General features: G+C 52.2%; 11 protein-coding genes. 2 read left to right on the forward strand and 9 right to left on the reverse strand.

Features of this window, described 5'->3' with window-relative positions:
* Nucleotides 1–286: 286 nt before the first annotated feature.
* The 6 genes from GGC63_RS30945 to GGC63_RS30970 all read right to left on the reverse strand — a co-directional run bounded on the left by GGC63_RS30945 (nt 287) and on the right by GGC63_RS30970 (nt 6946).
* Nucleotides 287–1990 (reverse strand): hypothetical protein, encoded by a 1704-nt coding sequence (locus GGC63_RS30945; protein ID WP_192705585.1) that lies wholly within the window; start codon nt 1988–1990, stop codon nt 287–289.
* Between the two features lies 1 nt (nt 1991).
* A complete protein-coding gene (locus GGC63_RS30950) occupies nt 1992–3116 on the reverse strand; it encodes a glycoside hydrolase family 105 protein (RefSeq protein WP_192705586.1) in 1125 nt (374 codons plus the stop codon).
* A gap of 62 nt (nt 3117–3178) precedes the next feature.
* Entirely contained in the window at nt 3179–4045 is an 867-nt protein-coding gene (locus tag GGC63_RS30955) for a carbohydrate ABC transporter permease (RefSeq protein ID WP_192705587.1), read from the reverse strand.
* Between the two features lie 30 nt (nt 4046–4075).
* The gene (locus tag GGC63_RS30960) at nt 4076–5044 is read right to left on the reverse strand and encodes an ABC transporter permease (RefSeq protein ID WP_225948628.1); all 969 of its coding nucleotides are present in this window, start codon (nt 5042–5044) and stop codon (nt 4076–4078) included.
* 85 nt (nt 5045–5129) lie between these two features.
* Nucleotides 5130–6668, reverse strand: coding sequence for an extracellular solute-binding protein (locus tag GGC63_RS30965; RefSeq protein ID WP_192705588.1), 1539 nt, complete (start codon nt 6666–6668; stop codon nt 5130–5132).
* 23 nt (nt 6669–6691) lie between these two features.
* Nucleotides 6692–6946, reverse strand: coding sequence for a hypothetical protein (locus GGC63_RS30970; protein ID WP_192705589.1), 255 nt, complete (start codon nt 6944–6946; stop codon nt 6692–6694).
* A gap of 69 nt (nt 6947–7015) precedes the next feature.
* Here GGC63_RS30970 and GGC63_RS30975 point away from each other — a divergent pair, with 69 nt between their 5' ends.
* A complete protein-coding gene (locus GGC63_RS30975) occupies nt 7016–9304 on the forward strand; it encodes a helix-turn-helix domain-containing protein (protein WP_192705590.1) in 2289 nt (762 codons plus the stop codon).
* Nucleotides 9305–9331: 27 nt separating this feature from the next.
* Nucleotides 9332–9526, forward strand: coding sequence for a hypothetical protein (locus GGC63_RS30980; RefSeq protein WP_192705591.1), 195 nt, complete (start codon nt 9332–9334; stop codon nt 9524–9526).
* 55 nt (nt 9527–9581) lie between these two features.
* On the opposite strand, the gene GGC63_RS30985 is transcribed toward GGC63_RS30980, so the two are convergent.
* The 3 genes from GGC63_RS30985 to GGC63_RS30995 all read right to left on the reverse strand — a co-directional run bounded on the left by GGC63_RS30985 (nt 9582) and on the right by GGC63_RS30995 (nt 12159).
* Nucleotides 9582–9914 (reverse strand): helix-turn-helix domain-containing protein, encoded by a 333-nt coding sequence (locus GGC63_RS30985; protein WP_079914529.1) that lies wholly within the window; start codon nt 9912–9914, stop codon nt 9582–9584.
* 253 nt (nt 9915–10167) lie between these two features.
* Nucleotides 10168–10491, reverse strand: a complete 324-nt coding sequence (locus tag GGC63_RS30990; protein WP_079914530.1) for a DUF4870 domain-containing protein — start codon at nt 10489–10491, stop codon at nt 10168–10170.
* A gap of 183 nt (nt 10492–10674) precedes the next feature.
* Nucleotides 10675–12159 carry a glutamate synthase subunit beta gene (locus GGC63_RS30995; RefSeq protein ID WP_192705592.1) on the reverse strand — a complete coding sequence of 495 codons (1485 nt, stop codon included), beginning with the start codon at nt 12157–12159 and terminating at the stop codon, nt 10675–10677.
* Nucleotides 12160–12198 lie beyond the last annotated feature (39 nt).

Below are 12198 nucleotides of genomic sequence, written 5' to 3' on the forward strand. Positions count from 1 at the left end.
TCAATTGATCTGCGCCCAAAAGGAGAGTAGAGGTGCTGCACTTTTTCATAAATAAAAGTAAAGTCCACTTTTTTTCGAATATCTCGCAGCAAATGATCTTGAGGCACAAGGTCATCTAAACTTATATACATCAATTGGTTTTGTTTGACTCCATCTATACCCATCATAAAAATCCCCCCCAAGTAAGAATAGACCGTATAGAAATAAATTCTACACGGCCCTCCAAAAAACCTATTAAATTGATACGTTTGTCAACAGTCCCTTCTGCGGATGTTTATGCAATCAATTATTGGGACAGCAGCTCATCGACGGTGGCCGGCTTGCGGCGCATAGCTATTTTCAATAATGGACTTTCATTGGTGCACCAAGCTGTCCAGTACTGTTCTTGCTCGGTCACTTCCACCTGAAGCCATTTCTCACGGTCGCCTAAACTCAATGCGAACAGCAGGCCCGCCTGCTCCATGTCAGTAAAGTCGAATACATGCTCCGGTCCGCTGTAAAGGATGTAATCAAGATGCAGACGTCCGTCCTGAATCTGCCATTCCCAGCCCGTCTTGGATGAGTCTGACTGAAATTCGGCCAATAGGTTCTGCACGCAAATCGTATGCTCCCCAAGCACAACCCGTACCCTTCTCTCCTCCTGTACCTTGACTTCTATCGTATCCAGGCATCCCCCGAATTCCAGGCGAATCCGCAGGTCCTGCACTTTGACCCATCCCTCGATTCGGTCCAGGCTGCTGTGAGTATCCCCTCCGTTGGTGCTGAAGCCGATTCCATACAGGACATCTCCCTCATTTTGCCGGGAGGTGATGATTGCCGCCGCATAGTCGTAGCCGTCATGAAGACATTGCAGCTGCATATAGGCGGTTTCCCCGCCATGCTTCATATAAGCTAATAAATTGCGCCGCTGATTCCACATAATTTCTTTATCTATCGTGCCTAACGCATAGGCTTCATTCATGAACAGCGTAGCATGCTTCTGAATTCTCTTAGCCGTGTTCTCATAAATACGCTGGCGTAAATGCTCATGATGCGGCTCGATAAAGTAAGGACGAAGCGGCTCGGGACACCTCAAGCCGCTATCATACCAATTCGGCTCGAAGATCAGGTCCTCATCGGGAAGAAAGCGTACTTCTCCCTCTAAGCCTAGCTGCAAAAAGGTTAGAAACTTCGGTGCCAGCAGCTTATCGTAGCTGCGGCTGTGCGGACCCGCCCACTGCTTCGTGGGCACGTGGAAATGCTCCGCGACCATGCGCCATCCCACCTCAAGCAGCTTCTCCGTCAACTGCCGGGCGGCTTCATTCTTAGTTCGTGTGTAGAGGCTCGACAGCTCGGCAATCGCAACCGTTGTATAGGTGGGACTGTTATACTCCTCGAAGGTGCCGAGACGCTTAGTATGGGCATGAAACTCCGTGAGACGCTGAAGACCATAGTCGCGGTAGGGAGCATAATCGTATACCTCGCCGGCAAGCAGCGTTACGAAGGCGCCCATAATGGAAATGTTCGTATAGCCTGGCCCCACATTCCTTGCAATGATTGCCTGACATGCCCGGAAGATCGCGTCACGCAGACGGGACTTTAAGCCGGGCGACATGATGTCATGGTGGTGCATGGCAGCAAGAACGAGCTGCTTCCCGCAGAAATCGGCCCAGTTCCAATCGGGGGGCGCCATCCGGTCCAAGGGCTCCTCGTAAAACCACGACCAAATGCCATGGGTCGGGCGGCTAGGATCCGTATCCTGCAACGATAGGACCTTCTCCACAATGGCGCATCCCCGCTCCTGATAGCGGGGAATGCCGCTGCCCAGCAGCGTCACCGCGTAAGAGAGCGATTCGCGTGTAGGGTGCACATACGGCACATCCCGCAGGGTCGTATGATAACCCGGACTGCTGAAGGGCTGCCTCAGCAGCTGCAGCTCCGGATTATAATTGGCCTCGTTGTGCTCCAGCCACTGCAGCAGCTTCTGCCTGGTTAATTCCGTTGAGATCATTCTATCGACTCCTTCCGGCGATTCCATTAATAGAGGAATAGCTGTGCTTCAAGCCCAACCCACGATCCCTTCCTTCCAGCAGCTCACAGATCAGCATAAGCGCCAGCGCTTGGCCGTAAGGCGTCGGTGTTATCTTCACTTCGTTATACGCCTCCACCGTCGGCATGACCGGCGTTCCGCCGGAGACGCCATGTACGGCCCCGTATACGTCGACATGGATCATAACCGCTTCAGCTGCCTTCTCGACCGCTTGACGAAGCTCCGCTTGCAGGGCGGAATCTTCTATCATTCCGGTGCGAAGTGCCAGCTGGAAGCCATAGGCAATGCCGGCGGCGGCCGAGGTCTCCAAATAAAAGTCCGGCCGGTCAAGAACGGTATGCCACATGCCGTTGGCTGTCTGGTATCGGACTAAACCCCGCAGCAGAGCCGTATAACGCTCGTACACCTCGGCCGGAATCTCAGCTAAATGCTTGACATGAGCAACAATCTCAGGGACGCCGAAAGCGACCCAAGCATTAGCACGGCCCCATCGGGCTGCCGACATGTGATTACGATTGACCCCGTCAAAGCCATGGAACAGCACGCCCGTCGTCTCATCCTGTAACAGTTGGAGATGGACGAGCACCTGCTTCACGGCTTCCTTCGCCATGACAGCGTCTCCTGTCAAAGAAGCGAGGCGGGCAAGGAACAATGCGCCAACGACAAGCGTATCCGCCCACAGCTGCTCGGGGAAGTCGACGCCCTCGGTCACCGTATGCTCGAAGCCGCCCTCCTTCGTGCGGGGCGCCTTATGCATCAGCCAGTCTCCGTGCTCCTGCACAAGCGGCATCCACTCCGCCGCCGCTTCCGGTTCCCGGCGCAGCAGCTCTGTCAACGCCGCGAACGGCGCGGTGGAATTAATCACGCGCTGCTGTGCAGCCTTGTGGCGGTTATCCCGCATCCAGCGCCACAAATATTCCCGCACCGTTTCAAGACCGGTTGCCTCGAAATATTTGACCGCTGCGATCAAGCCTACGCCTGGCTTCCAATCCCAATTGTACATGTTGCGCTGCCAATCGCTTTCGGGCGCGATCACCATGTACTCGTATACCTGCTCCGCCTTACCTAGGAGCTTCTCTCTGTTCATTTATATTCCTCCCCCTGCATTACACAGACATTATCTGATATGTTTCTTGCAAGTCCATACGCTTAGCCCTTCACCGAGCCGATCATCGCTCCCTTGGCGAAATACTTTTGCAGGAACGGATAAATAAGCAGAATCGGCACCGTAGCGATAATAATCATCGCCATCTTGACGGTAACACCGATTTTCGGCGCATCTCCGGACATGGCGGCATCGACCGCTTCGCTTGTCATTTGCACGAGAATTTGGCGAAGCAGCACCTGCAGCGTCATTTTGCTGACATCGCTGTTGTACATGACCGCCTGGAAGAAGATATTCCATTTGGATACCGCATAGAACAGAGTCAGCGTAGCGATAACCGGCAAAGAAATCGGCATGACGATTCTCGCCAGCACTCCCATATCATTGCTTCCGTCGATTTTGGCCGATTCCTCCAACTCTTGCGGAACGGAGCGGAAGAAGCTGACCATAATCATCAGATTAAATACGCTAAGGGCACTGGGAACAATAAGCGACCACAGCGAATTCAGCATCCCCAGCTCTTTCACCAGCAAGTACGAAGGGATAATGCCTCCGTTAAACAGCATCGTAAAAAAAGCGAGGAACAGCATTACGCTAGTGCCCTTCACGTGTTTCTTGGACAGCGGGTACGCAAGCGAGATGGTTAACAGCATGCTGAGAATGGTTCCTGCAACAGTCACAAACACCGTATTATAGAACGTCTGGATGAACTGCCGGTTATGAAATACCGTATCGTAGGCGATACTCGTCCACTGCTTCGGCCAGAACAGCAATTGGCCCTCGTATACCAAATGCGCCGTGGAGAAGGACAGCACGAACACATTCCAGAACGGAAATACCATCAACAGCGCCATCAGGCCGAGCAGCGTGTAATTGACCGCCTCGAACCAAATGCCTTTTTGTATTTTCATGTGAATGATTCTCCTTTCCGAACGCTTTGGTTAAAATAAATAGTTATCGCTCGTTTTCTTGGCTACGTAGTTGGAACCGAGAATAAGGACAAGTCCTACCACGGATTTAAAAAGCCCTACCGCCGACGCGAAGCTGAAATTGCCCTGCAGCACGCCCGCTTTGAACACGTACGTATCAAACACCTCGGATACGCTGCTCACCATCGGGTTGCCCATAATAAACAGCTGGTCGAAGGAAAGGCTCATAATGTGCCCGATCCGCAGCAGCAGCAGCACAACAACGGTGTTCATTAGAGCCGGAATCGTAATGGCCTTCATCTGATGCCACCGGTTCGCTCCGTCTACACGCGCAGCTTCATACAATTCCGGGTTAATCCCGGCCAAGGCCGCCAGGAAAATAATCGTCCCCCACCCTGCCTCCTTCCAGATGCTTTGCAGGGTAATCATGCCCCAGAACAAGCGGGTATCCAGCAGCAGCTGCACCTTCGGAAACCCCAGCGCATGAACAATTTGGGTAACGATCCCCTCCGAATTCATCAACGTAATCGTCAATGAACAAATAACGACCCATGATACGAAATGGGGCAAATAAATGATCGTCTGTACCGCCTTTTGAAATACGACGGACCGCACTTCATTGAGCAGCAGCGCGAGCACGATCGGTGTCGGGAAAAACAATACCAGGTTCAGCAAGCTGATCACCAAGGTGTTGCGCAATACCATCCAGAAATCCGGATGCTTGAACAATCTCTCAAAATGAGCAAACCCGACCCAATCGCTATGAAAAATTCCCGCAAACGGGTTATAGTCCTGAAACGCCAGCACGATGCCATACATCGGCACATAATCAAAAAGCACAATAAACGCCATGCCTGGCAGAGCAAGCAAATACATGTACCGGTCCGTCCACAGCTTTCTCCACAGCTTGCCGCGCTTTGAGCCTGATGCGGCGGCCGGCTTGCTGCCGCGAATCGCCGCGGCTTCCGTTCCCATTGCCATAATGGAAGTTCACGCTCCTTATGAAAAGCTCGGGTACGTTCCGATGAGCAGAAACATACCCGCTTGGCTTTCCTTTATTTTGAACTTATTTGTCGCTTGCGGAAATTTCCTCAACCCATTTGTTTCCTTCAAAACGGTCATACCACTGCTTGACGATACCGTCCCAATCCTTCACGCCGATATTGCCCATGATGACTTTTACCGTGTTGGTACTGATAAACGCGTCGGCTTCCGCTCTGTATTTCGCTCCGGTTGGAGAAAACGCGAAATCCAGCGGCTTAGGTATGTTCAAATATTTTTCCAGCATTTTGTTGCCGTCGACGATCGCTTTCTGCGCTTCTTCCGAGTTCTTCTTGCTGATAAATACTTCTTCGGTCGGCTGCAGCGGCAGCGTCCACAGGAATGCTCCCGGCATATCACGTGCGATCAGCTCGCTTTTCACTTCGTTCTTGCCGTCCTTCTTCGTATAGTGGATGCCTTCCGCGCCGTATACGTTGAAGCTTTGACCTTCCGGGCTGGCCCCAAAGTCCAGCCACTCCATCAGCTTTTGCATTTTGGCAGGATCTTTAGCCGCATTTTTGGATACGAACAACCCGCCGTAATTTACGCGGCCTGTAGCGCCTTGTTGGCCTGACGGACCTTTGACCGGCTCGAAAGGAACGAGCTTGGCGGACGGATTCGTTTTCTTGACATTGTCCTCAAAGTCGTTGATACGGGAAAGGAAATGGAAGAAGATCCCGGCCTGTCCTTTGCTGACCAGCTTGGATTCCGCCATTCTGCCGTCCGTTACCGCAAAATCCGGATCGATCAAGCCGTCTTTGAATGCTTTGCTCATCCATGCAAGGTATTCCTTGAAAGCCGGGGTCGCGAAATTCGGCACGTACTTGCCGTCCTGCTTCACCCATTTATCCTGAATGCCGAACGGCTCCTGCAGACCGCTTGCCCCAACAAAGGCATTGTTGGCATAGCCGATCTGGATTCCGTAGGTATCCTTTTTACCGTTATTGTCCGGATCATTGAATGTGAACGCTTTGGCTACGTTATAGAGCTCGTCCATCGTTTTGGGAGCCTGCAAGCCCAAATGATCCAGCCAGTCTTGACGAATCATCGGAGCATCACCTGTTGCTACAGGGTTACGCACATTCGTGATGGCCCACGTTTTATTTTGATACTTCGTAATATAAAGGTCCTTCTGCTTCTTCAGGTTCGGATACTTGTCGATATACTCGTCCAGCGGAACGATTTCTCCGGCCTTAATCATACCTACGATAAAATCATCCATCGTCCGCCAGGCGAATGCGTCCGGAATGTCTCCCGAGGCAATTTGCACGCGTATTTTCTCTTTATATATTTCATAAGCGTTGATATTGAATTCGAATTGAACGCCGAGCTTATCCTGCAAATATTTCAAAGCTTCATTGCTTTCCGCCGACGTGCTAGGAATCGTGTTCCCGTAATCGTAAGCCACTTTCAATTTTACAGATCCGTTTGGTGCCTTGGAGCCGTCCTGAGCTCCCTGCGTTCCGTTCGCACCGCTATTGCCGCAAGCAGCCGTAACAGCCGCGAGTGCGGTTACCAGTACTGCGCTTGCCGTCTTTTTCCAAATGCTGTTGGTTAACGTCATGAATGAAGTACCCCTTTTCCTCTTTATAACTTCCCGTTGATGTCCCATGGCATTAATGCTTCTTGACCTTGCATTTTTGGGCCGGCCTGCCTTGTCATTACTTTATCCTTCTTCACGGATTCACGGCAACGATCATTTGCTGCAAAACGCCCTATTCCCGCACATTGACCAAACGTCTCTTCTTCAAAACCCGGCAGGAATGCGGGTTTCTGCGGCAACTTATCATTATGAGCAAATTCGCCTTTTGCCCGAATTGACACTTTCCATGCTATAATCAAACGGGTATATTTTATGAGGAACGATCCTGAGACGCCCAGCTTTTACTGGCAATAGAAAGGGGAGACATCATGCGGCTGCAGCGCTCCAAGAAAGCCCAGACTCTCATTCTCATGCTGCTGTTGACCTCCCTCAGCATTGTGGTCATGGGATTCACGGTATACCGCATCGCTACGAATACTTTGACTCAAGAGGTCCAGAGCGCCTACCGGGTTTCTTTGCTGCGCATGCAGGATCAGGTCGAAGGCTACTTCAAACAAATTGACCAAGCCGTCCTGCAATTCGAAAAGCTCCCGGCACTTGAGTCACTCGCATCCCCCCAGAAGGAAGAAAATAACCTGGAAATATTGTCCTTGCTTGAAACGATGCTTCGCATGCAAACCTCTCTGGAGGATGTAGATAATATTGCCCTGTACCGGCTTGGCACGCACAGACTATACAGCACCAATCATCAAGTTTCCGCCTATCAGGATGATTATGCGCAGGTCATAGACAAGTTCGAGCGTCTTGAAAGCAGCCAAGCCTTTTTCAACATGACAGTCAAGCAGACACCGACAACCGTATATGTCCGGAAGCTGCCGATATTTCAAAGCTCCAAAGCTTTTTACATTATTGTTCATTTGAATCAGAAATTCTTCGATCATATCCTGGGAGCTCATAATGAAACCAGGGGCACTTACTTCATTCTTGACGAGCATGGAAGCTTATTGCAGAACCGTGGTGATCTAAGCTCTGAACGGCTCGAGAGAGAGATCGTTCCTATCATTACGAAGGGCATGCCGGGGTCCGAGGAGATCTTTATCTCTTACTTGCCCCCTTCCTACAATGGATGGGTATTCGGGTTCGCCATTCCTTTATCCGAGCTGTTCATGAAAATGAACGGTATTCGAAACGGCATTTTCATACTGGCGGGTATCCTGCTGGGGTTGGCCATCTTCGTCATTATTTTCTCTACGAACCGGCTGTGGCGGGGATGGAGCGACATCGTGTCCTTGCTGGAGGATTCCACTCCGGGAAAAGGGGATAAAAGGCCGTCGAACAAGACGCTTCCCGGAAAACAGGCCTTCTCTGCCGAAGCCTCGGCGCCCTTGGACGAATTCCGCCAAATCTATGATAAAATGCAGCGCATCAAGGAAACCCGCGATGAGCTTAAGGAGCAGGTCAGGGAGCTGACGCCGGAAATCCGGGAAGCTTATATCCGCAACATGCTGCAAAAAGGACTCCGGTCGGATGAGGATCTGGAGAAGTGCCGGCGGTACCATATTCCGCTGTTAACCGGAAACTATGGCTGCTATTGCGTTGAAATCGACCAATATAAAAGCATGGCGGAGATTTATTCGGAAGCCGATCTATATTACTTCCGTTACGGGCTGTCCATGGTGATTCAGGAGGTAATCGATTCTCAGGGACAAGGGGTCGTGTCCGCCCATGGCGACGGGCGCTTTCTTGCCCTGATTACTCTGGAGGAACCGGCATCGGAGGAAGCCTATTCCACGATCCTGAGATCGGCATCGACGGTTCGTGATTTTATTAAGCAGTACTTTCCGTTTACCGTATCGATCGGCGTCAGCCGCGTCCGCAAAGAGTTTGCTTACCTGAGCGTATCCGCGCAGGAAGCCGAGGAGGCATTGAAGCATAAGCTGGTGGCGGGTACGAATGAGGTCATTCCTATTGCCGAATTCCAACCGGATGGAACCGATGGACAGCAGCAGCCTCTCCCGATCTCGTTCCGTGAGCTGGAGAACGATTTGATCTATGCCATCCGTTCCATGGACCGCGAACTGGCTTACCGGTATGTGGACTCACTCGGTTCTCTGCAGGGTATTCGCACCATCAGCTATCAGTGGCTTCAAAGCCAGCTGGCCGAAATGGTGTTCTCTATCCATCGCACCGTCGGCAGCTCCCTCCGCAAGCCTATGGCGGAGCCTGTCATGGCCGAGCTTATGGAGCTTGCTACATTGGAGGAATGGAGCAGCTGGCTGAATACACAAGCAATCGACCGGCTCATTGCCGGGTTGTCGGATGAGCATATGGAGCACATGCAGAACGTCGCCCGGCAGCTCGCCGCTTACATTGAGGAGCACAATGAAGAGGATCTGCGTCTGGAGAGCTGCTGCAAGGCACTGAACCTCCCTTCTTCCATCGGCAAGCAGGCGCTAAAGGAGGTTCACGACACAACCTTCTCCGAATACTTGCTGCACAGCCGGATTGGAAAGGCGCAAAGATGGCTCCTGGAGACGGAAATGAGCGTCGAGGAAATCGCCTCCCGCTTGCAGTACAGCAATGCGCAGAACTTCTCCCGGACGTTCAAGAAGGCGGTCGGTGTCCCTCCGGGACATTATCGGAAGGCTTATAGTTGAAAGGCCGTTGTCAGCTAAGGAAGATAGATGGATGAGGGATGGGGATTGCCCGCAGGAGCAGGTATTGGAGCAACCTCTCTCCCGGTGAAAGACAAGCCCGTATTTGGCGGCGCTATCTTCGCTGCCGGCGTCGGGGAGTCTGGTGGGGGTACTTCACGTTCGGGGGACTGCCCAAGCTTCGCGCGAAGCAAGAAGCAGACCCCTCTGGATACATCCGCATAATGTCAAAAAAGCCCATAGACCGCATCAGCGGCTGTGGGCTTTTAAGTGAAAGCTTTTATTCTTTGTGACTGTTGTTGTTGCGCCACTTGTTGAACTGCAAAAACTCCATAAACTGATCCTTACTGACTCCCGAAGACATGGCCTCCCGAACGAGTCCCACCCACTCCTCATCCAGATCCTGATGCTCGGTCGTTTTATTGTGCAGGAACGATTCTATAGGTACGTCGAGAACCGCGCATATTTTCTCCAGAAATTGAATGGAGGGATTGGATTGGATATCCCTCTCGATGGAACTTAAATAGGATTTCGCTACCCCGGCCTTTTCGGCGAGTTCCGTGAGGGTGAGCCCCTTTTCCATCCGTAATTGTTTCACTCGTCTGCCTATCATGGTAGCACCCCTACTGTTCTTTCTTTTTCTCTTCCTTCATATTTTATCAAAAAAAGTGCCGATGTGAACGTGTAAAAAAGAAAAAAATGAAATGAGCGACCATCCACACTTGGATTATGCTGTATCGGCTGGTATATGAAAGCCAAATACGGCTTGTCCTGCCCCAGCCCAAACAAGCCTTCAACATCCCGCTCCGGGATGATAAAGGCTGTTGAAGTGAGATGGAGAGAGCTGCGACGCTCCATCCTGTTCGTTATTTTATCAAACGAATCGTTAAAGGATATTCATACATTTGCCCTTTGGAAGCCCGAACCGAGGCTATAATAATCACAATAAGCGCGAATATGCCCAGCAGCGGAAGCAGGACAAACCCGATTACCGCGAAGCAGAGAATTCCCGCAACAAAAGAATAGATGATCATCGATATTTGAAAATTCAGCGATTCTTTCGCATGCTCCGCGATATAAGCGGATTCATCCTTCTTAATCAACCAAATAATCAGCGGTGCGAGCACACCAAGAATAATGCATAATACATGAGAAAGCAGCGCCAAGTTTCTTTCTTCACTCGAAACCATACTGCACCTCCTTCCCTGGACTTTGTACTGCCAAAACATAGATTGTCACTAGCAATATGTATGCGCCATTCGCGTTGAAGTTGCAGCCGAATCGAAATATTCCGCTATCCGCACCAAATCGGCAAAAAAAATAAGGTGCCAGATGCCGGCCCCCTATTGAAGGTTTATGCTGTTAATTATTCATTACGGTAATTGGGTAGACCCCATCAAATAGCGGTCGCATTCACGGGCTGCCTCCCGTCCTTCGTTGATCGCCCACACGACGAGGCTTTGCCCGCGGCGCATATCCCCTGCGGCAAACACGCCTTCTACGTTCGTAGCAAATTTGCCGTATTCCGCCTTGGCGTTGGAACGTTCATCCTTCTCTACACCCAATTGATCCAGGACCGTATGCTCCGGACCGAGGAAGCCCATCGCCAGCAAGACTAGCTGGGCAGGGTATACCTTCTCGCTGCCCGGAACCTCCACCGGCACAAACCGGCCTTGTTCATCCTTCTTCCACTCGATAAGCACCGTATGGAGCTCCTTCACATGCCCATGTTCATCCCCGACGAATTTCTTCGTGCTGATCTGATACGTCCGGGGGTCACCCCCTTGCAGCGCAGCCGCCTCCTGCTGCCCGTAATCCACCTTCAGCACCTTCGGCCATTCCGGCCACGGATTGTTCGCTTGGCGGGTCTCCGGCGCCTTCGGCATCAGCTCGAATTGCAGCACGCTTTTGCATTGATGGCGGATGGAGGTGCCCACGCAATCCGTCCCCGTATCGCCGCCGCCGATAACGATGACATCCTTGCCTTCAGCGGAAATGAACAGTCCATCTTCATGCTTGGAATCGAGCAGACTCTTCGTATTCTTCGACAGAAATTCCATCGCCAGGTGGATGCCCTTCAGCCCGCGGCCTTCAATATTCAAATCGCGGCCCTTGGTCGCGCCGCCGCACAAGACGACGGCATCGAACTCTTCCTTCAGCCTGGAAGCCGGAATATCTTTGCCGATCTCCGTACCGGTAACGAACTGGACGCCCTCGGCCGCCAACAGATCGATGCGGCGCTGCACGTAGGCTTTATCCAGCTTCATGTTCGGAATGCCGTACATGAGCAGCCCTCCGATGCGGTCCGCGCGTTCGTATACGGTCACCGAATGGCCCGCTTTATTCAGCTGGGCGGCACAGGCGAGCCCTGACGGGCCTGATCCGACGACCGCCACCTTCTTGCCGGTGCGCGATTGGGGAGGCTCGGGAACAACCCAGCCTTCGGCGAAGCCTTTATCGATGATCGATTTCTCGATATTTTTGATGGTTACCGGCGTGTCCTTCAGGCCCACCGTACAGGAGCCCTCGCAGGGCGCAGGGCACACTCGGCCCGTAAATTCCGGGAAATTATTCGTCTTATGCAGACGATCCAGCGCCTCGCGCCATAGTCCGCGGTAGACGAGGTCATTCCATTCCGGGATCAGATTGTTCACCGGACAGCCTGCCGCCATCCCGCTGATCAGCTTCCCCGTATGGCAAAAAGGGATGCCGCAGTCCATGCAGCGCGCGCCCTGCACCTGCAGCTTCTCCTCGCTCATCGGAACGCTGAACTCGTTCCAATGGCTGATCCGCAGCAGAGGGGCCGTCTCTTCGGGAGTTTCCCTCTGATACTCCATAAATCCGGTTGGTTTCCCCATCGTATACCTCCTGCTCGTGCCGGGCAGCGGCCGATCCTC

It is taken from the genome of Paenibacillus sp. OAS669 (assembly GCF_014873645.1).
GTDB lineage: Bacteria > Bacillota > Bacilli > Paenibacillales > NBRC-103111 > Paenibacillus_S > Paenibacillus_S vulneris.

Excerpts from the sequence above, each read along its gene's own strand:
- GGC63_RS30985 (WP_079914529.1), bottom strand. The coding sequence starts at position 9,914 with ATGATAGGCAGACGAGTGAAACAATTACGGATGGAAAAGGGGCTCACC.
- GGC63_RS30960 (WP_225948628.1), bottom strand. The coding sequence starts at position 5,044 with ATGGCAATGGGAACGGAAGCCGCGGCGATTCGCGGCAGCAAGCCGGCC.
- GGC63_RS30975 (WP_192705590.1), top strand. The coding sequence starts at position 7,016 with ATGCGGCTGCAGCGCTCCAAGAAAGCCCAGACTCTCATTCTCATGCTG.
- GGC63_RS30955 (WP_192705587.1), bottom strand. The coding sequence starts at position 4,045 with ATGAAAATACAAAAAGGCATTTGGTTCGAGGCGGTCAATTACACGCTG.
- GGC63_RS30980 (WP_192705591.1), top strand. The coding sequence starts at position 9,332 with ATGGATGAGGGATGGGGATTGCCCGCAGGAGCAGGTATTGGAGCAACC.
- GGC63_RS30945 (WP_192705585.1), bottom strand. The coding sequence starts at position 1,990 with ATGATCTCAACGGAATTAACCAGGCAGAAGCTGCTGCAGTGGCTGGAG.
- GGC63_RS30950 (WP_192705586.1), bottom strand. The coding sequence starts at position 3,116 with ATGAACAGAGAGAAGCTCCTAGGTAAGGCGGAGCAGGTATACGAGTAC.
- GGC63_RS30995 (WP_192705592.1), bottom strand. The coding sequence starts at position 12,159 with ATGGGGAAACCAACCGGATTTATGGAGTATCAGAGGGAAACTCCCGAA.
- GGC63_RS30965 (WP_192705588.1), bottom strand. The coding sequence starts at position 6,668 with ATGACGTTAACCAACAGCATTTGGAAAAAGACGGCAAGCGCAGTACTG.
- GGC63_RS30990 (WP_079914530.1), bottom strand. The coding sequence starts at position 10,491 with ATGGTTTCGAGTGAAGAAAGAAACTTGGCGCTGCTTTCTCATGTATTA.